Source organism: Haloarchaeobius marinus, from assembly GCF_051207415.1.
GTDB lineage: Archaea > Halobacteriota > Halobacteria > Halobacteriales > Natrialbaceae > Haloarchaeobius.
Genome location: NZ_JBPKGD010000005.1, coordinates 136,882 through 157,888, shown reverse-complemented (window position 1 = coordinate 157,888; position 21,007 = coordinate 136,882). Strand labels below are relative to the sequence as shown.

Here is a 21,007-nt window from a genome sequence, read left to right as displayed (position 1 = left end):
GCCTGGACCCGTCTCGTCTGACGGATCGGTCCGAGTCGCGGTAGCTTCGGTCGATTAGTGCCCGCGGGCTGAACGCCTCGTTGCCTTGGCGCGTACACCCCGGGTCTATCTACCTCGTCTTCTACGAGGGACCTCGGACGACACCTCTGTTTGAGGAGGGGTTCGGGCTTAGATGCTTTCAGCCCTACTCCCGTGGCGCGTAGCTGCCCGGCGCGTGCTCTCTCGAACAACCGGTAGACCAGTGGCGCCCATTCGATGTTCCTCTCGTACTAAACGAACGTTCCCCGTAGGTGTCTCACACCCCCAATAGATAGCAGCCGACCTGTCTCACGACGGTCTAAACCCAGCTCACGACCTCCTTTAATAGGCGAACAACCTCACCCTTGCCCGCTTCTGCACGGGCAGGATGGAGGGAACCGACATCGAGGTAGCAAGCCACGCGGTCGATATGTGCTCTTGCGCGTGACGACTCTGTTATCCCTAAGGTAGCTTTTCCGACAGCAATCTCCCGCATCAAGCAGGATGATTGGTTCGCTAGACCACGCTTTCGCGTCAGCGTCCGGTATTAGTCGGGACACTGTCAGGCTTCCGTTTGTTCTTGCACTCTCCTCCGGGTTTCCGACCCGGATGAGGAAACCTTTGGGCGCGCTCGATACTCTTTCGAGCGCGTACCGCCCCAGTCAAACTGCCCGGCTACCGGTGTCCTCCTCCCGGAGTTAGGGATGCGGTCACCGACGGGTAGTATTTCACTGGCGCCTCGGCGACGCGCTGGCGCGCGCACCTGTGTAACGGCTCCTACCTATCCTGCACATCGGTGACCACACCCCAACGATAACCTGCAGTAAAGCTCTATAGGGTCTTCGCTTCCCCTTGGGGGTCTCCAGACTCCGCACTGGAACGTACGGTTCACCGGGCCCGACGTCGGGACAGTGACGCTCTCGTTGATCCATTCATGCAAGCCGCTACTGAAGCGGCAAGGTACTACGCTACCTTAAGAGGGTCATAGTTACCCCCGCCGTTGACGGGTCCTTCGTCCCATTGTACTGGGTGTTCAGATCCCCGCACTGGGCAGGATTCAGTGACCGTACGAGTCCTTGCGGATTTGCGGTCACCTATGTTGTTACTAGACAGTCGGAGCGCCCGAGTCACTGCGACCTGCCCTTCTGCAGGGCAGGCACCCCTTATTGCGAACGTACGGGGCCAACTTGCCGAATTCCCTGACGTCGGTTGTTCCCGACGGGCCGTGGCTTTCGCTGCCTGGGCACCTGCGTCGGTTCTGGGTACGGACACCGTGCTCGCCTTTTCACGGACTCCAGGTTGGACCGAGTTTCCCTTACGCGCCGTTCACTCGCTTCCTGCCATTACGGCTTCCACGGGCTTCGACGATTCGACCGGGCGATGGCCCGGCTCGGTCTACCCCGAAGTGTCGGCTTTCGCTGCACGGTGGCACGGGAATATTGACCCGTTTCCCGTTCGGCCTGCTCGGATTACGGCAGGTCTTAGGACCGGCTAACCCTCGGCCGATCGGCGTTGCCGAGGAACCCTTGCCCATTAGGCCGTCGGGGTTCTCACCCGACTACCGCTGCTACTGCGGCCAGGATTGTCGTCTCCGAGCGGTCGACACGAGTTCTCACCCGTGCTTCCACCCACACGGAGCGCCGACCTACTGGATCGTGGTTTCATCCACGCCGTCGGGTCTCGGAGGCGGGCTTGAGCCCCGATCATTTTCGCCGCCTCGAACCTCGACCGGTAAGCTGTTACGCTTTTCTTAGAGGGTAGCTGCTTCTAAGCTCACCTCCCGGTTGTCTAGGGCTCGAAACAAGCTTTCGAGTTGCACTTAGCCCGCACTTTGGGACCTTAACCCGACTCTGGGTTGTCTCCCTCACGGTGCACAGGCTTACCCCGCACACCGGTCTCCCCGCGTCGACAGCGTCCGTAGGTTCGGAGTTTGACAGGGGAGTCGACCCCTCTCGGAGTCGAGTTCCCCAATCGGTCGCTCTACCCCACGGACTACCTCGGCGGAGGTCGTGCTGTGACATGTTTCGGTCGGAACCAGCTGTCGCCGGATTCGATGGGCCTTTCACCCCTAGACGCGGGTCACGGGAGGGTATTGAAAGACACCACCCCTAACAGGCCTCCACGTGCCTTTCGGCACGCTTCACCTTGCCCCCGCCTAGATCATCCGGTTCCGGGTCGTGTCCGTTCGACTCCCCGCCCTTGGAGACGGCGGCCCTCGCATCCGAAGATGCTGCGGCCGTGTCGGTTTCCCTGTGCCTCCCCCGATGCTCGGGTTAGACTCGCCGGACAGACACACTCCCTGGCTCGTTTTTCAAAACGCACGACGGAACATCGGCTTCCCACGATTCCTACCGTACCCTCGCGAGTACGTCGTTCCTCGTGGGACCTTGTATGCCCCGTCGCTCCATCGCCACCTGAGTTCAGACCTTTTCAGCTCCCTGTCCGGGGTGCTTTTCAGCGTTCGCTCACGCTACTTGTTCGCTATCGGTCTCGAGGAGTGTTTAGTCTTGGCCGTCGATGCCGGCCACGTTCCCGAGGGATATCCGACCCCCGGTACTCTGGTACTGACGCCCACCGTACTTCCCCGCGGTACGGGGCTATCACCCTGTATCGCGCTCCGTTCCAGGAGACTTCTCGCGGAGTTTCGGGTGTTGCGAGTCAGCCCGAACACCACATCGCCCATAGTGGGCTTCGGTTTGGACTGGGCCGCGTTCACTCACCGTTACTGACGGCATCCCGTTTGGTTTCTCTTCCTGCCGGTACTGAGATGTTTCAATTCCCGGCGTTCCCGATTGCCACGCGAACGCGGCAATCGCAGTGCGGATTCCGATTGGGAGATCCCGAGTTCGTAGCCTTCGTGCGGCTTCCCCGGGCTTATCGCAGCTTGGCACGTCCGTCGTCGGCTCTCGAACCGAGCCATCCACCAGGCGGCATAGTAGCTACGGTACTTGGACCGTTCCCGTCTCTGACGAGACGGGTCCAGTTTGCGTCTGGATTGCACGTACACACGGTCGTCATCGCACGGCCACGGGGGTGGCGCGTGCTCGACCCTTCCCACCCGCGCTCTCGCGGAGTGGTGCATCGGTCTGTATCGGAGTCGGGCGAGCGCTCCCGCCCGACGACGGGACCCACGAGGAGTCGAACCTCGAACGGCCGCCGTCGGCGGCCGCGTCACCGCGAACCGGGTCCCGGCCGTGAGCCCTGAAGTCCTCTGGTGTCCGGCCGACGGTGCCTCGTCGGTGTGCGTACGCGAGAACGCCCGACAGTGCGGGCGTCCACGTCCCGGGGGAACGGAACGTGGCAGTCCACGCACTGCGTGTGCGGGCCGGGCGTAGCGCCCGGTCCCGGTCCGTGGAGGTGATCCAGCCGCAGATTCCCCTACGGCTACCTTGTTACGACTTAAGCATCCTTGCGGAGTCTGGACTCGACCCGGGTATCCGGGCCTCGTCCAGGCCCCACTCGGTTGCTTTGACGGGCGGTGTGTGCAAGGAGCAGGGACGTATTCACCGCGTCCTTCTGAGACGCGATTACTACCGAATCCAGCTTCATGTGGGCGAGTTTCAGCCCACAATCCGAACTTGGACCGGGTTTAAGAGGTTACCTTCGCCTCTCGGCGTCGGAACCCGCTGTCCCGGCCATTGTAGCCCGCGTGTAGCCCAGCTCATTCGGGGCATGCGGACCTACCGTTGCCCGTTCCTTCCTCCGCTTTCGCAGCGGCGGTTCCCGTAATGGCTCCAGCCATCCGATGGATGCTGCTGACAACTACGGGTGCGGGTCTCGCTCGTTGCCTGACTTAACAGGACGCCTCACGGTACGAGCTGACGGCGGCCATGCACCACCTCTCAGTGGCTCTACTAAGCTCATCACACTGAGCTTCACTGCCACTGTCGGAGCTGGTGAGATGTCCGGCGTTGAGTCCAATTAAACCGCAGGCTCCTCCGGTTGTAGTGCTCCCCCGCCAATTCCTTTAAGTTTCAACCTTGCGGCCGTACTTCCCAGGCGGCCAGTTTAACGCCTTCGCTACGGCACAGCACGGACTCGTAGTCCGTGCGACACCTAACTGGCATCGTTTACGGCTACGACTACCCGGGTATCTAATCCGGTTCGAGATCGTAGCTTTCGTCCCTCACCGTCGGATCCGTCCTCCTGAGGCGCCTTCGCCACCGGTGGTCCGTCCAGGATTACGGGATTTCACTCCTACCCCGAACGTACCCCTCAGGTCATCCGGTCCCAAGCCGAACAGTTTCCGCCGAACGCCCAACGGTTGGGCCGCTGGATTTCTCGACGGACTTGCTCGGCAGGCTACGGACGCTTTAGGCCCAATAACCTCGACCATCACTCGAGCCGCGGGTGTTACCGCGGCGGCTGGCACCCGTCTTGCCCAGCTCTTGTTCCTGCACCGCTTTACAGTGCAGAAAAGCGAGGACTTGTAGGTCCTCGCACTCGAATCCCCCTTATCGCGCTGTCGCGCAGTGTAAAGGTTTCGCGCCTGCTGCACCCCGTAGGGCCCGGAATCTTGTCTCAGATTCCGCGTCCGAGTACTTTGCTCTCACATCTCGTACCGATTATCGGCACGGTGGGCCGTTACCCCACCGTCTACCTAATCGGCCGCAGCCACATCCTGTGGCACGCAGTCGGCAGCCGAAGCCGCCGACGTTGCATTTCCGACTCCCTGCACTCCAGCCTGGGAGTCGTATCCGGGATTAGCCTCAGTTTCCCGAGGATATCCCGGTCCAGAGGGTAGTTTGGCCACGTGTTACTGACCTGTTCGCCACGGGTCTGACCCGTGCGACTAGCATGGCTAATTCGGAATTCGATCGCAATGGTCTCCGGCAGGATCAACCGGAATGTGCCCCCGTGTGGGGGCGTGGCGGGTTCTCGGTCACACACCGGTCCGACGGCGTCGCTGCACGTCGACCGGATGTCACCGAACTTCAGGGCTCACATCAGATTCCATCTGTACGGCTGACCGCAGGGGTGGAATCCTCACTCACTCGTACGTACCCCGGTGGATACAATAAATGTATGGTAGCGATTGTCACGGGTTGCGTTGTGTCGCAACCGTCGATGCTATGTTTCATTACCACCTGTTTACGTCCCGGCGGCGGACCGCGGATTCGGTCTCAGTTCCGGTTTCGAGTCCCGCCCGACGGCAGACAGGCGACGCCGACGACGGAGCCGACGAACCCCGAAACGACGTCCGCCCGTTCGTACATCCGCCCCGGAACCCGCGCCTGTAGCACCTCGATGACGAACCCGAAGACCGTCGATAGCAGTACCGCAGACGCGGCAGCAGGGACGCCCGGTTCGTCCTCGTCGAGAGCTGCGGCGATGGCTGCCGCGAGCCAGGCGTGGGCGAGCAGGTGGACGCCCTTGTCCGGCCCGAACGGACCGAACCGGGGGCGGGACCGGGACGGAAGCGGGACTACCGACCCGACGAACAGCAGTGCGCCGACGACGGCGACGTGCAGCCAGCGACCGTCGGCGCGACGGATGCGTTCGAACATGGGCGTCGATACGTGCCAGGTCGGCATTAACGCACCGTCGAAACGGCCACCGACAGTCAAGGGGGAGCCACCCGAAGTCGCAACCGCCGTGGCTATCGACGTCGCGTGGACGGTCGTGACCGCACTCTGGGCCATCCTGCCCGCCTACCTCCCGAACAGCGTCGCGGTCGTCGTCGGCGGTGGCCGGCCGATAGACGGCGGACGGACCTGGCGCGGCGACCGGTTGCTCGGAGACGGGAAGACCTGGCGGGGGTTCGTCGTCGGCTCCCTCGCCGGCGTCGCAGTCGCGTTCGCCATGAACGCCGTCCGGCCAGCGCTCGCGCCCGCGTTGCCGGCGTTCCCCGCCGCCGTCGCCATCGCCCTGCCCGTCGGTGCGATGCTCGGAGACGCCGCCGGGTCGTTCCTGAAGCGTCGCACCGGACGGGAGCGCGGTGCTCCGTTCCCCGTCGTCGACCGGTTCGGGTTCCTCGTGGGCGCCCTCGGCCTGGCGCTCGTCGTGGCTCCGGACTGGACGCTCGGGACGTTCACCGGGCCCGTCCTCGTGGTGGTGCTCGTCGTGACGCCTCTCCTGCATCGAGGGACGAACAGCGCCGCCTATCGCCTCGGGCTGAAAGACGAACCGTGGTGAGTGGACGGGGACGCTGCCCGTCGTCTCACCCGACGTGAGAAGTGCGGCTACGCGTGTTTCTCGCGTTTCGGTGGCCGGCCGAGCGCCGATTCGATGGCCGTGACGCGGTCCTCGATGTGCTGTTCTTTCGTGCGCTGGTCGTCGATCTCGAGCGAGGTCACCACCCGGTCACCGCCGACGGCGCCGTGTGCGGCCTGTACGGCCGCGAATATCTCGTCGACAGAATCGGCTTCGATGATGGTGTCTGTCGCCGTCGTCTCGTAGGAGACGTCGAACTCGTCGAGGGCCTCGACGGCGTTCGCGATGTCCGTCGACAGACTCCCCTCGTGGACCGGGATGACCTCGAGGCGTGCGATGGCAGTCATGGTACAGTCCTCCGGGGACGGTGCTTCGACCGTCCGGCCGGGAACAGCGACTCGACCATCGACGGCGACGATGAAAAAGGTGCTGTCGGTCCATCGGCGGTTGTCCGCTTCGGGTCGCGTCGGCCCCGTTCGCCCGTGGTGTCCCCGTTCGTCGGCATCGCATCTCCGCCGGCGCCGCCCCCACGTGTTAACTTCCTGTTACCGGAGATAGGGCAGGTGATACAGCAATATACCTGTAACGGAAGCTGGTCGAGGCTCACGAGTGACTACCGCCAGAATCAGGTTCCTACCACCACCCGACAGGCACACGGTACCGGAGTAAGACCCAGTTACGACTCGCCCGAACGCGTCGCTTCGGGAGGCGGTCACCGCGACGGCTTCGAGGGAATCGACGCCCCGGTTCGACTGGAGACGCCCCCGTGGAGTGGCGGACCACCACATCGTATTTGACGGTCGCCGTCGTCTGTTCGGATGGAGGTTCCGCCACATGAGTTCACGTAGAAACCCCTTCGAGGAACTCGAACGACTGTTCGACCGCATGGGCCGCCAGTTCGAAGAGGCGTCCCGTTCGTGGGAGACGGACTACCCATTCGACTGGTGGTCGTCGGACTTCGAGTCGATGGCCATCGACCTCGTCGAACACGACGACGAGTTCGTCGTGACCGTCGACCTGCCCGGGTTCGAACGCGACGACGTCGACATCGAGGTGACGAACCACACGCTCCGCATCGAGGCCGAGCGGGAGGAAGCCACCGAGGAAGTGGAGGAGGAACGGTACCTGCGCCACGAGCGCAGCCACGAGGCCACGCACCGGTCGATACGGCTCCCCGACGAGGTCGACGCTGACAACGTCACCGCCACGATGAACAACGGTGTGTTGACGATCGCCCTGCCCCGGGTCGAGTCCGAGGAGTCACGGAAGATAGATATCGAGTAGCACAGCATCGCCGTTCTCCACCGGCGGCGTTCGACCAGACCGGTCAGACGTCGCGTTTCAGGGTCTGGAGGTGCTCCCGTAGTCTGTCGGCCGCGTCCGCGGCCTCGTCGGCCAACTGGTCCGCGTCCTCGTTCACCCGGTCGCGGACGTGCCCCGACGTCTCGCCCTCGTTCGCCGCGATGCGTTTGTGGAGACTCGTCAGTTCGTCCGAGAACCCGTCGAGACGCTCGATGGTCTCCTCGATGTCGTCGAACAGTTCGTCGACTCGGCCCGACCCCACGGTCGAACGGTTCTCCGTGGCGCCGTCGCTCTGGGTACCGTCTCCCATGCCAGCTAGTACGGACGACGGGCAGTTGGTAGTTTCGCCGGGCACGTGGGACGCCGCCGCCAGCGTCAGGCGAGGTGTTCCTCGAACCACTCGGCTGCGAGGTCGGCTACCTCCTCCAGTTCGCCGGGCCCCTCGAACAGGTGACCGGCGCCCTCGACCACCCGCAGGTCCCTGGTGCAGGCGAGTTCGTCGAACCCCTCCTCGTTGAGTTCGAGCACCTGGGTGTCCGCCCCACCGACGATGAACATCGTCGCCGCCGAGACCTGCGGCAACTGCTCGAAGGCGAGGTCGACCCGGCCACCGCGCGAGACGACGGCGTCGACGTCGTCCTCCCGCTGGGCCGCCGCGCGCAACGCGGCCGCGGCCCCGGTACTCGACCCGAAGTACCCGATGTTGCGTTCCTGGGTGTCCTCCCGGTCGCGGAGCCAGTCGGTCGCCGCATGGAGTCTCGTCGTCAGGAGGTCGATGTCGAACCGGGTCTCGTACGTCTCGTCCTCCTCCTCGGTGAGCAGGTCGAACAGGAACGTCCCGAGGTCGTGGTCCCGGAGCACCTCCGCGACGAAGTTGTTCCGCGGGCTCTTCCTGCTGCTCCCGCTTCCGTGTGCGAAGACGACGAGCCCGTTCGTCCCCTCGGGGAGTATCAGTTCGCCCTCGAGCTGGACCCCGTCCACCGGCATCGTCACGAGGTTCTCTGTCTGCTCGGCCATGTTAGCACCCACGACGCGCTGGACCGTTAACGTTCCTCCCCCGTGGCGTCGTCGACGCGACGGACGACCGGCGAGCGCCAACCTATTTCGTGGTACCCGACGAACGTGGAACGAGAGAGAGAGAGACGATGGTACAAGAGCTACGCGTTCAGGGGCTCGCCCCACAGGACGCCGGTCGCGGAATCGCTCGACTCAGCCAGGAGGCGATGGCGGAACTCGGGGTCGAACAGGGAGACGTGATCCGGCTCACGGGCCGTCGACAGACGGTGGCGAAGGTTCGCTCGGGCTACGAGGACGACGCTGCAGACGTCGTGCGCGTCGACGGGAACGTCCGGGCGAACGCGGACGTGGGAATCGACGAGTTCGTCGAGGTCGAGGCCGTCGAGGTCGAACCCGCCGAGTCGATAACCGTCGCCCTGCCCGAGTACGTCATCCTGCGAGGGGCCGAACCGTACCTCGCGAGGTACCTGCTCGACCGGCCGGTGCTCCGCGGTGACTCGGTCCACCTGCGGTTGCTCGGGCAGTCGCTCGTGTTCCTCGTCACGAAGACGGCACCGTCCGGTCCGGTCATCATCACGGAGGAGACGACGCTGTCCATCAGGGACGAACCGATAACCGAGGCGGACCTCAAGGGCGAACGGACCGAACTCCCCGACGTCACCTACGAGGACGTCGGCGGACTCGGGCGGGAACTCGACCAGATTCGGGAGATGATAGAACTCCCGCTCAAGCACCCGGAACTGTTCCGGCGCCTGGGCATCGCACCGCCGAAGGGCGTGCTGCTCCACGGCCCGCCCGGCACCGGGAAGACGCTCATCGCCAAGGCCGTCGCCAACGAGGTCAACGCGAGCTTCTTCCCCGTCTCCGGGCCGGAGATCATGTCGAAGTACTACGGCGAGTCGGAACAGCACCTCCGGGAGATATTCGACGAGGCCAGCCAGAACACCCCGGCCATCGTCTTCATCGACGAGATAGACTCCATCGCACCGAGCAGGGACGAGGTGACCGGCGAAGTGGAGCGACGCGTCGTCGCCCAGTTGCTCTCGCTGATGGACGGCCTCGAAGAGCGGGGCGACGTCGTCGTCATCGCCGCGACGAACCGTCCCGACGCCATCGACACCGCACTCCGGCGTGGCGGACGGTTCGACCGCGAGATAGAGGTCGGCGTCCCCTCGCGCGACGGCCGACTCGAGATACTGCAGATCCACACCAGCGGCATGCCACTCACCGACGACGTGGACCTCGGCGAACTCGCCGACGTGACCTACGGGTTCGTCGGTGCCGACATCCAGTCGCTGGCGAAGGAGGCGGCGATGCACGCGCTTCGTCGGGTCGAGGTCGACCTCGACCTGAACGTCGAGGTGGTCCCGCCCGAGATACTCGAGGAGATACACGTCACGCAGGAGGACTTCGAGGCGGCCCTCCAGCACGTGGAACCGAGCGCGATGCGGGAGGTGTTCGTCGAGATTCCGGCGGTCACGTACGACGACGTCGGCGGACTCGACGCGGTGAAGCGCGAGCTGGTCAGGGCAGTCGAGTGGCCGCTCTCGTACCCCGTCATGTTCGAGCGACTCCACACGCAGGCACCGAAGGGCGTCCTGCTCTACGGCCCGCCCGGGACGGGGAAGACCCTCGTCGCCAGGGCGGTCGCCAACGCGAGTCAGGTCAACTTCATCTCGGTGAAGGGGCCGGAACTCCTCGACAAGTTCGTCGGCGAGTCCGAACGGGCGGTCCGCGAGGTGTTCCAGCGGGCACGGCAGAACGCGCCGACCATCATCTTCTTCGACGAGATCGACGCCCTCGCGCCACAGCGTGGCGGGACCTTCGACTCGCGCGTGACCGAACGGGTCGTCTCCCAGTTGCTCACCGAACTCGACGGCGTCGAGGAACTCCGGAACGTGTTCGTCCTCGGTGCGACGAACCGCCCCGACATCATCGACCGCGCACTCCTGCGCCCCGGGCGACTGGACAAACTCGTCTACGTGCCGTCGCCCGACGAACCGGCGCGTCGCGAGATATTCGAGGTTCACACCCGGGAGATGCCACTCTCGGACGACGTGGACCTCGACCGACTCGCGGCGGAGACGGCGGGATACACCGGCGGGGACATCGAAGCCATCGTCCGCGAGGCGAGCATGAGCGCGATGGACGAGGTCATCGTCTCGGTCGAGGGCCGGGACGTCACGGACGACGAACTCGCCGAGCTGGCCGACGACGTCGTGGTCGCCGAGAAGCACTTCGAGCACGCCCTAGAGAAGGTCACCCCGTCTGTGACCGAGGAGATGCAGGAGTTCTACGAGGGGCTGGTGGACGAGTTCGGCGGCATCACGGTGCCGGAACTGGACGAATCCGGAATCGGATTCCACTGACGGTCTGGACGATCCGGGCCGGCCGCCGACGCCGACACTACTAATCCGCTCGCGCGTCTGGAACAACACGGGAGACGGCACGAGGCACGTCCCCGTACACCCGGAACGAGTGTGACTCTACCGATGACCGACGAGATGGACTTCGTACTACCGGTGAAGCGGGTCCGTGGCGACACGCTAGCCGAGCGCCTGTCGTCGAACGCGTACGAACGCATCCTCCCCGCCCGGTACCTCCGGAAGGACGCGGACGGCGAGGTGGTCGAGACGCCCGAGGGGATGTTCGAGCGCGTGGCGACGGCCGTCGCTGCGGCCGAACGCGAGTCCGGGGGCGACGCGGCGTCGTGGGAGTCCCGCTTCTACGAGTCGATGACCGGTCTGGAGTTCATGCCAAACTCGCCGACGCTGATGAACGCGGGGGCCGGGACCGGGCAACTCGCCGCCTGCTTCGTCATGTCGCCCAGTGATTCGCTGCGGTCAATCTTCGAGACGCTCGGGCAGGCGGCGACGGTCATGCAGAGCGGCGGCGGCGTCGGGTACTCGTTCACGGACCTGCGCCCACGGGGTGACCTCGTCAGGTCGACCGGCGGGGTCGCGAGCGGTCCCGTCTCGTTCATGCGCGTCTACGACACGATGTGCGAGCAGATCCGACAGGGTGGCCGCCGCCGCGGTGCCCAGATGGGGGTGCTCCACGTCGACCACCCCGACGTCGGTCGGTTCTGCACCGCAAAGCGCGACGAGGGCGTCCTCGCGAACTTCAACATCTCCGTGGGCGTGACCGACGAGTTCTACAGCGCGGTTCAGGAGGGCGGGCGGTATCGACTGGTGAACCCGCAGTCGGACGACCAGCACGTCGTGACGGAGGCGACGGCACAGTTCTACAGCACGGCGTACGAGGACGAACTGCCCTCGGCGGTCGAATCGAACTTCTGGCGGGACTACGCGGACGACGTCCCGGGCATCGACCAGTTCCGTGGCGAGACCGACCTCGACGTCGGTGACGACATGACGCTGCCGGCCCGGTTCGTCTGGGCCCTCGTCGTCGACGGGGCGTGGCAGAACGGCGAACCCGGCCTGTTCATGCTCGACGAGACGAACCGCGACCACTCGTTCGACGTCGAACGGCATCCCGACCACCGTATCGAGGCGACCAATCCCTGCGGGGAGCAGGGACTCGAAGAGTACGAGGCCTGCACCCTCGGTCACGTCAACCTCTCGCTGCTGGCCGAGGACGACGTGACCCCGTGGCCCGCGTTCGTGGACGCCCCCGACGTCGACGCGACCGACCTCCCGGCGACCGTCGACGCGTTCCTCGACCAGGCGGTCGACTGGGACCGACTGACCCGCGTCGTCCATACCGGGACGCGCTTCCTCGACGACGTCGTGACGGTCTCTCGCTTCCCGGTCGACGAGATAACCGAGACGGTCACGGACATGCGGAAGGTCGGACTGGGTATCATGGGCCTCGCGGAGTTGCTGATCCAGTTCGGGGTCCGGTACGGGACGCCGGCGTCGGTCGAGATCGCGGACCGACTGATGGCCCACGTGAACCGCGAGTCCACGCTCGCGAGTCACGAACTGGCGACCGAGCGCGGCGTCTTCCCCGCCTGGGACGAGTCCAGGTACGCCGACCCGACCGCGAACGCGGACTGGTTCGAACGGCACACCGGACTGGACGCCTCGGACTGGTCCGACGGGTTCCCGATACGGAACCACAGCACGACCAGCATCGCCCCCTGCGGGACGACGGGGATGATAGCGAACACCTCCGGCGGGTGTGAACCCCTGTTCAACGTCGTCTACTTCAAGAACGTGGGCCGGGACGTCCAGGGGGACGAGGCCCTGGTCGAGTTCGACGACTACTTCCACCGGACGGTGGAAGCGAACGGACTCGAACCGGACGCACTCCGCGAACAGGCGCTCTCGCTCATGCAGACGGGCACCTTCCACGGCCCGGCGGACCTCTCGATTCCCGACGGACTCGCGGAGCTGTTCGTCACTGCTGGCGAGATACCGGCCGAGTCCCACGTCCGCATGCAGGCCGCGTTGCAACGACACGTCGACGGTGCGATATCCAAGACGGTCAACCTCCCGAACGACGCGACGCGTGCGGACGTCGCGGACGCGTTCTCGCTGGCCGTCGAACTCGGATGCAAGGGGGTCACCGTGTATCGGGACCGGTCCCGCCGGGAGCAGGTCATGACGACGCGACCGGCGGAGAGCACCGGGGCCGGCAGTCGTCCACAGGAGGCGCGGTGTTGCCCGGTGTGGATAGAGGACTGACCGTCGCGAACCGGCCGTGAGGTGGAGTAGGGAGGCCATCGTCGTGTCTCCGATGGAATCCTGTCGAGGCAAGAGCCAGTTACCCGGGCATCACCGACCCTCTCACCGACGGAGAACGGGGTCCAAGCGTCCGACGACTCCGTCGTCGCCGAACGGTTCCCCGGTCCCTCGAGGGGTTCCACCGGACCGTGGTCGTGGACGAACTCGTACGGAAGGAGTGACAGTTCCGACGGCACGGTAATCTGACACGGGTTCTCGCGCGGGTATTCCTAACAAAGCCGGTTGGGCTCCTCTACTGTAGCCAGGGGTGGGCTAGCTGAACCTCGTAAGCTGCTGGACTGGCATCGACTGCGTGGACTGGCATCGACTGCGGTGTATCCACATCCACATCCAGTCCGTCTCCACGGAACCGTGGAACGATGTCGAAGCCGAAGCCAGACGGTTCCTCGAGGTCGAGCAGCTCCCCCGACCGAAACTGCAACTACAACGATGAGCAAAGCAATCAGACAGACAGAGCTACAGGCGGTCGACCTCCACGAGTTCGAGGGGGCCGACGTCTGGGTAGAGGGTGACGAACACGCCAGGCTACGGGGGTACTTCCCCCTCTCGCCGGGCACGCCGAACGCGAGTGGCGTCGCAGGCGAGGGCCTGATGGTCGTCAGCATGGAGATAGAACCGGGCAACTACCTGCCGAGTCACCGCGACAGCGACGAGGAACTCCTCGTCGTGACGAACGGGACCGTCGAGGCGACGGTCGGCGATGACACCGTCGAACTGTCGGCGGGGGAGTGCGCCGTCGTCCCCGAGATGGAACCGCACGGCCTGCGGAACGTCGGCGACGAGACCGCACACGTCATCGGGTTCTTCCCGAACGACGAACTGACGGCCACCTTCGAGACGACGCTCATGCCCTTCGGGTCGAACGTCGTGAGCATCGGTGGCGAACAGGAGCAAGCGTGAGCACGCGACAGGACCAGAGCGACAATGTCCACTCCAGAATCGATGGCCCGACACAAGGAGAACTTCCGTCGGCTGATGGCCGAGACCCACGAGGGGAACCTCGACGTCGTCGACGAACTGGTGGCCGAGGACGTCGTGACCCACGGCTTCTTCGGACTCGACGCGACCGACCGCGAGGGGTACAAACGGTTCTTCCGGAACTTCGGGGCCGCCTTCGGCGACCAGGAGTTCGTCATCGAACACCTCGTCGCGGAGGACGACCTGCTCGTGGTGCACTTCACCATCAGTGCCGTCCACCAGGGCGAGATACTGGGCATCGAGCCGACCGGGAGGGAACTCTCCTGGACCGGGACCGCCATCGACCGCTACGACGAGGACGACAGGATAGTCGAGGCGTGGCTCTACCCGGACTACATGGCCATCCTCGACCAGCTCGACCTGCTCCCCGAAGGCGTCGGCGCGTCGAGCACCGCTGCCTGAGCGAGCCACGGCTCGACGGTCGGGGACTGGTCGGCCGGTGCGACCACCGTCCCCGTGGCTACAGTATCTCCGCCAGCGCGTCGACGACCCGTTCGTTGTCCACTGGGCGGGCCGTGGTCACCCGCATGTACCCCGGGCCGAGACGCGCGTCGTCGAGCGGTTTGACGTAGATGTCGTTTTTTCGCAGCTGTGCCGCCACGTGGCTCGCGTCGCGGGGGCTGAAGTCCGCGAGGAAGAAGTACGTCTCCGTCGGGAAGGTCCGAACGCCCAGCGACCGGAGGTCGCCGGCCAACTGCTCGGTCCACGAGCGTAACTTCTCGATGCGGTCCCGAATCCTGGATTCGTTGTGGAGGGTCGCGACTGCCGCCGCCTGGCTCGGTCTCGACAGGGGGTAGGCGTAGGGGGTAGGCGTCGTTGCTCGCGTTCAGGTCCGCGGCGAGCGACCCGGGGAGTACCGCGTAACCGACACGGAACCCGGCCAGGCTGTGGGCCTTCGACAGCGTCCGGGTCACCAGCAGGTTGTCGTACTGGGGCACGAGGTCGACGACCGACTCGTCGACGAACTCGCCGAACGCCTCGTCGACGAGGAACCGCGTCTCCGGGTAGGCCTCGAGCAGGTCGGGAAGCGGGTCCATGTCGAACGACCCCCCGTTCGGGTTGTTCGGGTCGACGAGGACGACGAGCGTCGTCCCCGACGGCACCTCGAGGTCCCCGAGGTCGAACTGGAAGTCGTCTTCGGGCTGGAGTCTCGTCTCGGTGTACTGCTCGGCTATCTCCGGGAACAGGGGATAGGTGGGGGTCAGGAGGTGGACCTGCTGGCCGAACCGGTCGAAGAGTTGCCGCAGTATCAGCTCCGAACCCGCGTCGACGTGGATGTGTCGGATCGGAACGTCGTGCTGGTCGCTCAGTAGCTCCCGTAACGGTTCGGAGTACGGCTCCGTGTAGTGGTTGCTCCGGGGGAGTTCGGCCCGGGCCGCCACGATTGCCTCCTCTATCGGTGGTAACGGGTTCTCACAGAGGAGGAGCCTGATGCCTTCGAACCCGGACCCACCCTTCTCCACCGTCGAGGGCTCGTTCATACGACCGAAGTCGTGTCGTGTGGTAACAAACGTTTCCCCCTGCCGTCGACGACTCCCAACACTGGTATCCCCGCGGTCCGTAGATTCTCGTATGCCGAAGACAGCGCCGTTCGAGTCGTTCACGGACCGGTACGAGCACTGGTTCGAGGAGTTCGACGCCGCCTACCAGTCCGAACTCGAAGCACTCCGTCGCATCGTGCCGACGCCAGGATACGGCGTCGAGATCGGCGTGGGAAGTGCACGGTTCGCCGCACCACTCGGGTTCCAGGTCGGCCTCGACCCGGCAGCCGCGATGCTCGAACGGGCGCAGGACCGGGGCGTCGAGGTGGTCAGGGGCGTCGCCGAACACCTCCCGTTCCAGGACGGACGCTTCGATACGGCCCTCGTCGTCACGACCATCTGTTTCGTCGACGACGTGCCACGGACGCTGACCGAGGCACGGCGAGTCGTCGGACCGTCCGGCCGACTCGTCATCGGCTACATCGACGCGGACAGCCCGGTCGGACGGACCTACCGGGAGCAGAAGGAGGAGAACCCGTTCTACCGGGACGCGGTGTTCGTCTCGACGGACGAACTCGTCGACCAGCTAGAGGCGGCTGGCTTCGGTGACTTCGAGTTCGTCCAGACTATCTACCGGCAACCGGACGAGATAACGGCCCTCGACCGCATCGAGAGCGGGTACGGGGACGGGTCGTTCGTCGGAATCGCGGCGACGGCACGGTGAGGACCGCCGCGTTTCGCGCCCGGGCCTAGATGACCACCAGCAGGTCGGTCGCGTACATCACGACCAGTCCGACCCCGAAGGCGGCGAGGTTCGGCGCGGCGCGAATCGACCCCGACCTGGCGACGATGTCGCCGATGTCGAAGACGACCTGGAGGAGTGCCCCGACCCCGATGGCGAGGAACAGCGCGATAACCGTCGGGGACTGGGTCAGGATGCCGATCCAGCCGCCCAGAATCGCCGGCGCGCCGGCGAGCAGGCCGAGCGCGCCGAAGTGCCAGAGCGGGGGGCGCTCGCCCTCCGCCAGCGGGGCGACGAAGACCGGTCCCTCCGTGACGTTGTGTATCATGAAGCCGACGATGAGGAACGCGCCGAGCGACGCCCGCCCGATGGCGAACGCGCCCCCGATGGCCAGCCCCTCGGCGAAGTTGTGGAGACCGATGCCGAGGGCGGCGGAGTACGCGAGCGCGAGTCGGGACGGTTCCTCGTCGTCGGACTGCCAGTCCATGACGGCCTGGACGAGCAGCAACGCGCCGGCGATGCCGAGGACGACCAGCAGCGGTCCGGCGTAGTAGGACGGGACCTGGTCGGCTACCTCGAACGCCTCGAACCCGGCGTCGAACACGAGGAACGCGAGGATGCCGGCCGAGAACGCCAGCACCGCGTGGAGCCACGTGCGACTCATCGACTGCATGAACGGGAACCAGAACATCCCGAGCGTGACCGGGACGATTCCCACGAGGAAGCCGACGAACGCGAGCGTCAGCAGGACCTCACCGGTGAGTCCCGGCGTCAGCTGGGCGGCGACGACGGTCGTCCCGAAGGTGACGCCGTCGGACGTCAGGAGCGCGACCTCGTAGTCGTAGCCCGGCATCCAGTGGTACGGGACGTCGACGGTCGCGCTCTCACCCGTTTCGAGGTACGCGTCCCGTCCGGGACTGTCGACGTCGAACTGCCAGTTCGCCTCGTCGACGTGGACCTGGCTGATCTCGACGGGCGGCCCGTTGTTGGTGACGTGCAGTCGGATCGTCTCGTCGTCGGGGAGCGTCGTGTAGTCGATGGACACCGCGGGAAGCGCCTCGCCACCGCTCTCCAGACCGGCGAGTGGGGTGGCCAGCAGGAACCCACCGACGAGGAGCCCCAGGATGAGGATGGGCGCGACCGCTGATACCCACCTGGGCAGACCGGACGGTCGATTCAGGTTCCGTGCGACACCGCCGTCGGGCTTCGATTCGGTCATCTCAGTTCACCTCGAAGAAGCTCATCCAGCCGAGTTCGGCGAACTCGGACTGGTGGGCGTGGAACATGTACAGGCCGGGCTTGTGGGACCTGTAGTCGAGTTCGAGCACCCCGCGCTGGGCCTGGCACATCAGCACCGTGTCGATGGTCTTCCGGTTCGGGAACAGCGTCGTGCCCGCGTCGTAGTAGTCGAAGAACTGCGAGTGGGTGTGAAAGGAGTTCACGAAGTCGAACTCTATCATGTTCACCAGGTGGACGCGCTGCAGTTCGTCGCTGTCCACCTTGATGGGCTTCTTCGTCTCCCCGGCCTCCCACTCCCCGGCGTAGGAGTCGGTGCGGGCGGGTGCGTAGCAGAACCCGCGGGTGTTGACGCCGTACACCTCGTTGTCGCCGTCGAAGTTCGTGTCGAACCCGTTCATCACCATGACCATCTCGTCGACGCCGTCGTACCCGTCCGGCGCGTAGTCGGCGTGCGAGACCATGTTCCTGCTTCGCGCTCGCTCGGCGGCCATCTCGCGGACCTCGTCCGTGATGGGACCGTGGTAGTCGATGTACTTCCGGGGGTTCGCACGGACTCGCTCGGGTTTCGGGTCGACGATGATGGTCCCGTACAGGCCACGGTGGACGTGCGCCTTCAGCGGGAGCGTGTGGCAGTGGTAGAGGTGGGTGCCGACGGGCTGTGCCTGCCACTCGTAGGTGAACGACTCTCCCGGTTCGAGCAACCCCGGTCCGTTCTGTGGGGTCCCGTCCATCCGGGGGTCGAGGTTCCGCAGGTGCGGGTGGATGGTGTGGTCCATCCGGTCGGACCCGTTCGTGAAGTTGACCTTGATCAGGTCCCCCTCTTCGACGCGAATCGTCGGCCCCGGGACCTGACCGTTGTAGGTCCACATCGGGAACGTGATGCCGGGGAGTATCTCCTGTTCGACGTCGAGTGCGACGAAGTTGAACTCGCGGACTGTCTGGCCGTTCTCCTCGTAGACCCCGCCGTTCAGGTCGTCCTCGCGTCCGAAGATGGCGTCGCGTCTGTTCGTCGACTCACCCGTGTTGAACTCCCTGAGGTACCCGTGCGGGTCGAACTGTTCCATCGTGTACTCGCCGGGGGCGCCGAAGCCGTTGACCTTCTCGTCGTCCGGTTCCCGTTCGCCGGACTGGGCGGTGCCGAAACCGGCGAGTGCGGACCCGCCTGCGACGGCGAGTCCGCCGAGGACGGCGCGACGGGTCACCCCGTCGTGGTCGGCGACGGCACCCACCAGCCGTTCTTCGAGTCCTCTGGTGAGCGACGCTGCGTCGGCCTCGCCGGCCGTCGCCTCCGGCCCCTTTCGTTCGTCTGCTTGCGTTCGTTCGTCCGTCATCGTCACGTATCTAGCTGGTAGTGCAAACCCGAATTATAAAGTAGTTCCTATCAAAGTTATTGTTTAGACTAATCTAACCTAGCAGGGATTAACAACATCTGCCGAGTCGTTGCTACCCATCGGGTGCGTGTCGGTGCTGACGAACCTGGGAACAGGTTCGGGTCGTCGAATCCGTCCGACGACCCGCGGTGGTCACCCCTCGAAGTACTGGGTGAGCGCGTCGACCGACCGGGTGTTCAGAACGTCGTCGGCCTCGCACCACCCCCGGCGGGCCTGGGAGACGCCGAGGTGCACGAAGTCCAGTTCGCCGGTCGTGTGGGCGTCGGTCGAGACGACGTACTGCACGGAATCGCGGTACTCCTTGACGGCTTGCCAGTCGAGGTCGAGGCGCTCTGGCTGGGCGTTTATCTCGATGGCGACGTGCTCCTCGGCGGCGACCGCCATCACCGAATCGAGGTCCAGGTCCAGTGGTTCGCGCTCGTTGATGAGTCGGTTCGTCGGATGTGCGAACACGTCGACGGGGAACTCGCGGAGCGCGCGGACCACCTGACCAGTCGGGTCCGATGGCCGACTGTGCATGCCTGCGACCACCACGTCACACCGGTCGAACCAGTCCGCGGGAACCTCGAGTCCCTCGTCGGTAATCTCGGCCTCGATACCCTGCAGTACGGTGACTGCAACGTCCTCGTCGTCGTTCACCGCCTCGACGTCGGCGCACTGGCTCTCGAACGACTCGGGGTCGAGTTTGCTGGGGATGGGAGCGTTCGGGCCGTGGTCGGTGACGAGGACGTATTCGAGGCCACGCTCGTCCGCGGCCTCGGCCATCTCGCGGACGCTGTGTGTCCCGTCCGAGTACTCGGTGTGCACCTGCAGGTCGCCACGGACGTCGGCCAGTTCGACCAGCTCGGGGAGTTCCCCTGCCGCCGCGGCGTCGACCTCCCCCGTGTCCTCTCGAAGTTCCGGCGGTATCCACGTGAGGTCGAGCGTCTCGTAGATAGCGTCCTCGGTCTCGCCGGCGAGACGCTCGCCGACCCGCCGTCCAGTCTCGTCGGCCGCCAGTTCGCTCACGTCGAAGAGGCCGTACTCGTTGAGCTTCCAGTCGCGGTCGATGGCGCGGTTCCGGAGGGCGATGTTGTGCGCCTTCGACCCGGTGAAGTAGACGAACGCGGCACCGTACTCCGCCTCGTCGACGATGCGGAGGTCCATCTGCAGTCCGCCGGAGGCGACGACCGAGGACTTCGTCCCGCCACGGGCGAGCACCTCCGTCACGTCGTCGTGGGTACAGAACACCTCCATCGCCTCGTCCGCGTCGGGCGACGTCGCCAGCACGTCGAGGTCGCCGACGGTCGGTTGCCGCCGACGGAACGAACCGACGATGTCGACCCGGTCGAACGCGTCGTCGTCCCGAAGTCGGGACTCGACGTCTCGGGCCACCGGGAAGGCGCGGCCGAGGAGCATCCGCTCCTGGCCCGCCTTCGCCTGCTCGACGTGGTCGAGGATGTTCTGCTGTGACTTCTCTCCGAACCCGTCGAGTTCGGCTATCTCTCCGGCCTCCGCGGCCCGTTCGAGGTCTTCGAGCGTCGCAACGCCGAGGTCGAGGTAGAGTCGCTTTGCGGTCTTGGGGCCGACGCCCTCCACGCTGGTTATCGCCTCGATGTCGATGGGGAGGTCCGCCCTGAGTTCCTCGTAGTACTCCAGTTCGCCCGTCTCGAGGTACTCCGCTATCTTCGCGGCGATGGACTCGCCGACCCCCTCTATCTCCTCGAGGTCGCCCCGTTCGTACACCGTCTCTATCGGGTCGGAGAGGGATTCGACGCTGCGTGCGGCGTCGCGATAGGCGCGAGGCTTGTACTCGACGTCCTGTATCTCGAGGAAGTCCGCGATCTCCCTGAGCAGTTTCGCTATCTCCTGGTTCTTCATCCGGTGGCACTCGGTTGCGTCGCCTGCGTCCTCGGGCAGCACGATGGATGCCCGGCGTCGCTTCTCGGTCGGTGGCCGCCGTCGACGTCACGCGTTCGGACGGACGCGTCGACCAGT

General features: G+C 65.3%; 15 protein-coding genes and 2 rRNA genes. 7 read left to right on the top strand and 10 right to left on the bottom strand.

The window, feature by feature from the left end; all coding sequences use genetic code 11:
• Nucleotides 1-35 precede the first annotated feature (35 nt).
• The 3 genes from ACSC1W_RS17295 to ACSC1W_RS17285 form a co-directional block, all read right to left on the bottom strand.
• Nucleotides 36-2,966: ribosomal RNA gene (locus ACSC1W_RS17295) — 23S ribosomal RNA — on the bottom strand.
• Nucleotides 2,967-3,370: 404 nt separating this feature from the next.
• Nucleotides 3,371-4,867: ribosomal RNA gene (locus ACSC1W_RS17290) — 16S ribosomal RNA — on the bottom strand.
• Together the 16S and 23S rRNA genes form the textbook arrangement of a ribosomal RNA operon.
• A 274-nt stretch (nucleotides 4,868-5,141) precedes the next feature.
• A complete protein-coding gene (locus ACSC1W_RS17285; protein ID WP_435348891.1) occupies nucleotides 5,142-5,525 on the bottom strand; it encodes a VanZ family protein in 384 nt (127 codons plus the stop codon).
• 94 nt (nucleotides 5,526-5,619) lie between these two features.
• Here ACSC1W_RS17285 and ACSC1W_RS17280 point away from each other — a divergent pair, with 94 nt between their 5' ends.
• Complete coding sequence (locus ACSC1W_RS17280) at nucleotides 5,620-6,153, top strand: CDP-2,3-bis-(O-geranylgeranyl)-sn-glycerol synthase (RefSeq protein ID WP_435349083.1); 534 nt, start codon at nucleotides 5,620-5,622, stop codon at nucleotides 6,151-6,153.
• A gap of 47 nt (nucleotides 6,154-6,200) precedes the next feature.
• Here ACSC1W_RS17280 and ACSC1W_RS17275 read toward each other — a convergent pair whose 3' ends face one another.
• Complete coding sequence (locus tag ACSC1W_RS17275; RefSeq protein WP_435348890.1) at nucleotides 6,201-6,518, bottom strand: MTH1187 family thiamine-binding protein; 318 nt, start codon at nucleotides 6,516-6,518, stop codon at nucleotides 6,201-6,203.
• Nucleotides 6,519-7,005: 487 nt separating this feature from the next.
• Between ACSC1W_RS17275 and ACSC1W_RS17270 the strand changes: the two genes are divergently transcribed.
• Entirely contained in the window at nucleotides 7,006-7,455 is a 450-nt protein-coding gene (locus tag ACSC1W_RS17270; RefSeq protein WP_435348889.1) for an Hsp20/alpha crystallin family protein, read from the top strand.
• Between the two features lie 43 nt (nucleotides 7,456-7,498).
• On the opposite strand, the gene ACSC1W_RS17265 is transcribed toward ACSC1W_RS17270, so the two are convergent.
• The gene (locus tag ACSC1W_RS17265) at nucleotides 7,499-7,783 is read right to left on the bottom strand and encodes a hypothetical protein (RefSeq protein WP_435348888.1); all 285 of its coding nucleotides are present in this window, start codon (nucleotides 7,781-7,783) and stop codon (nucleotides 7,499-7,501) included.
• Between the two features lie 65 nt (nucleotides 7,784-7,848).
• Entirely contained in the window at nucleotides 7,849-8,490 is a 642-nt protein-coding gene (locus tag ACSC1W_RS17260; RefSeq protein WP_435348887.1) for a dienelactone hydrolase family protein, read from the bottom strand.
• Nucleotides 8,491-8,618: 128 nt separating this feature from the next.
• On the opposite strand from ACSC1W_RS17260, the gene ACSC1W_RS17255 reads away from it, so the two are divergent.
• The 4 genes from ACSC1W_RS17255 (at nucleotide 8,619) to ACSC1W_RS17240 (ending at nucleotide 14,579) form a co-directional block, all read left to right on the top strand.
• Nucleotides 8,619-10,859, top strand: coding sequence for a CDC48 family AAA ATPase (locus tag ACSC1W_RS17255; protein ID WP_435348886.1), 2,241 nt, complete (start codon nucleotides 8,619-8,621; stop codon nucleotides 10,857-10,859).
• 123 nt (nucleotides 10,860-10,982) lie between these two features.
• The gene (locus tag ACSC1W_RS17250) at nucleotides 10,983-13,139 is read left to right on the top strand and encodes an adenosylcobalamin-dependent ribonucleoside-diphosphate reductase (RefSeq protein ID WP_435348885.1); all 2,157 of its coding nucleotides are present in this window, start codon (nucleotides 10,983-10,985) and stop codon (nucleotides 13,137-13,139) included.
• Between the two features lie 489 nt (nucleotides 13,140-13,628).
• Nucleotides 13,629-14,099 (top strand): cupin domain-containing protein, encoded by a 471-nt coding sequence (locus tag ACSC1W_RS17245; RefSeq protein WP_435348884.1) that lies wholly within the window; start codon nucleotides 13,629-13,631, stop codon nucleotides 14,097-14,099.
• A gap of 24 nt (nucleotides 14,100-14,123) precedes the next feature.
• Nucleotides 14,124-14,579 (top strand): ester cyclase, encoded by a 456-nt coding sequence (locus ACSC1W_RS17240; protein WP_435348883.1) that lies wholly within the window; start codon nucleotides 14,124-14,126, stop codon nucleotides 14,577-14,579.
• Here ACSC1W_RS17240 and ACSC1W_RS17235 read toward each other — a convergent pair.
• A complete protein-coding gene (locus ACSC1W_RS17235; protein ID WP_435348882.1) occupies nucleotides 14,510-15,658 on the bottom strand; it encodes an aminotransferase class I/II-fold pyridoxal phosphate-dependent enzyme in 1,149 nt (382 codons plus the stop codon). The genes ACSC1W_RS17240 and ACSC1W_RS17235 overlap by 70 nt on opposite strands.
• 91 nt (nucleotides 15,659-15,749) lie before the next feature.
• Here ACSC1W_RS17235 and ACSC1W_RS17230 point away from each other — a divergent pair, with 91 nt between their 5' ends.
• On the top strand, nucleotides 15,750-16,382 hold the full coding sequence (locus ACSC1W_RS17230; protein ID WP_435348881.1) for a class I SAM-dependent methyltransferase: 633 nt from the start codon (nucleotides 15,750-15,752) through the stop codon (nucleotides 16,380-16,382).
• Between the two features lie 25 nt (nucleotides 16,383-16,407).
• On the opposite strand, the gene ACSC1W_RS17225 is transcribed toward ACSC1W_RS17230, so the two are convergent.
• The 3 genes from ACSC1W_RS17225 to ACSC1W_RS17215 form a co-directional block, all read right to left on the bottom strand.
• Complete coding sequence (locus ACSC1W_RS17225; RefSeq protein WP_435348880.1) at nucleotides 16,408-17,619, bottom strand: ZIP family metal transporter; 1,212 nt, start codon at nucleotides 17,617-17,619, stop codon at nucleotides 16,408-16,410.
• 1 nt (nucleotide 17,620) lies between these two features.
• Entirely contained in the window at nucleotides 17,621-18,970 is a 1,350-nt protein-coding gene (locus tag ACSC1W_RS17220) for a multicopper oxidase domain-containing protein (protein WP_435348879.1), read from the bottom strand.
• 192 nt (nucleotides 18,971-19,162) lie between these two features.
• Entirely contained in the window at nucleotides 19,163-20,932 is a 1,770-nt protein-coding gene (locus tag ACSC1W_RS17215) for a DNA polymerase/3'-5' exonuclease PolX (RefSeq protein ID WP_435348878.1), read from the bottom strand.
• Nucleotides 20,933-21,007: the final 75 nt, after the last annotated feature.

Coding starts and splice junctions, on each gene's coding strand:
- ACSC1W_RS17285 (WP_435348891.1), bottom strand. CDS start 5,525: ATGTTCGAACGCATCCGTCGCGCCGACGGTCGCTGGCTGCACGTCGCC.
- ACSC1W_RS17275 (WP_435348890.1), bottom strand. CDS start 6,518: ATGACTGCCATCGCACGCCTCGAGGTCATCCCGGTCCACGAGGGGAGT.
- ACSC1W_RS17270 (WP_435348889.1), top strand. CDS start 7,006: ATGAGTTCACGTAGAAACCCCTTCGAGGAACTCGAACGACTGTTCGAC.
- ACSC1W_RS17265 (WP_435348888.1), bottom strand. CDS start 7,783: ATGGGAGACGGTACCCAGAGCGACGGCGCCACGGAGAACCGTTCGACC.
- ACSC1W_RS17260 (WP_435348887.1), bottom strand. CDS start 8,490: ATGGCCGAGCAGACAGAGAACCTCGTGACGATGCCGGTGGACGGGGTC.
- ACSC1W_RS17255 (WP_435348886.1), top strand. CDS start 8,619: ATGGTACAAGAGCTACGCGTTCAGGGGCTCGCCCCACAGGACGCCGGT.
- ACSC1W_RS17250 (WP_435348885.1), top strand. CDS start 10,983: ATGACCGACGAGATGGACTTCGTACTACCGGTGAAGCGGGTCCGTGGC.
- ACSC1W_RS17245 (WP_435348884.1), top strand. CDS start 13,629: ATGAGCAAAGCAATCAGACAGACAGAGCTACAGGCGGTCGACCTCCAC.
- ACSC1W_RS17240 (WP_435348883.1), top strand. CDS start 14,124: ATGTCCACTCCAGAATCGATGGCCCGACACAAGGAGAACTTCCGTCGG.
- ACSC1W_RS17235 (WP_435348882.1), bottom strand. CDS start 15,658: ATGAACGAGCCCTCGACGGTGGAGAAGGGTGGGTCCGGGTTCGAAGGC.
- ACSC1W_RS17230 (WP_435348881.1), top strand. CDS start 15,750: ATGCCGAAGACAGCGCCGTTCGAGTCGTTCACGGACCGGTACGAGCAC.
- ACSC1W_RS17225 (WP_435348880.1), bottom strand. CDS start 17,619: ATGACCGAATCGAAGCCCGACGGCGGTGTCGCACGGAACCTGAATCGA.
- ACSC1W_RS17220 (WP_435348879.1), bottom strand. CDS start 18,970: ATGACGGACGAACGAACGCAAGCAGACGAACGAAAGGGGCCGGAGGCG.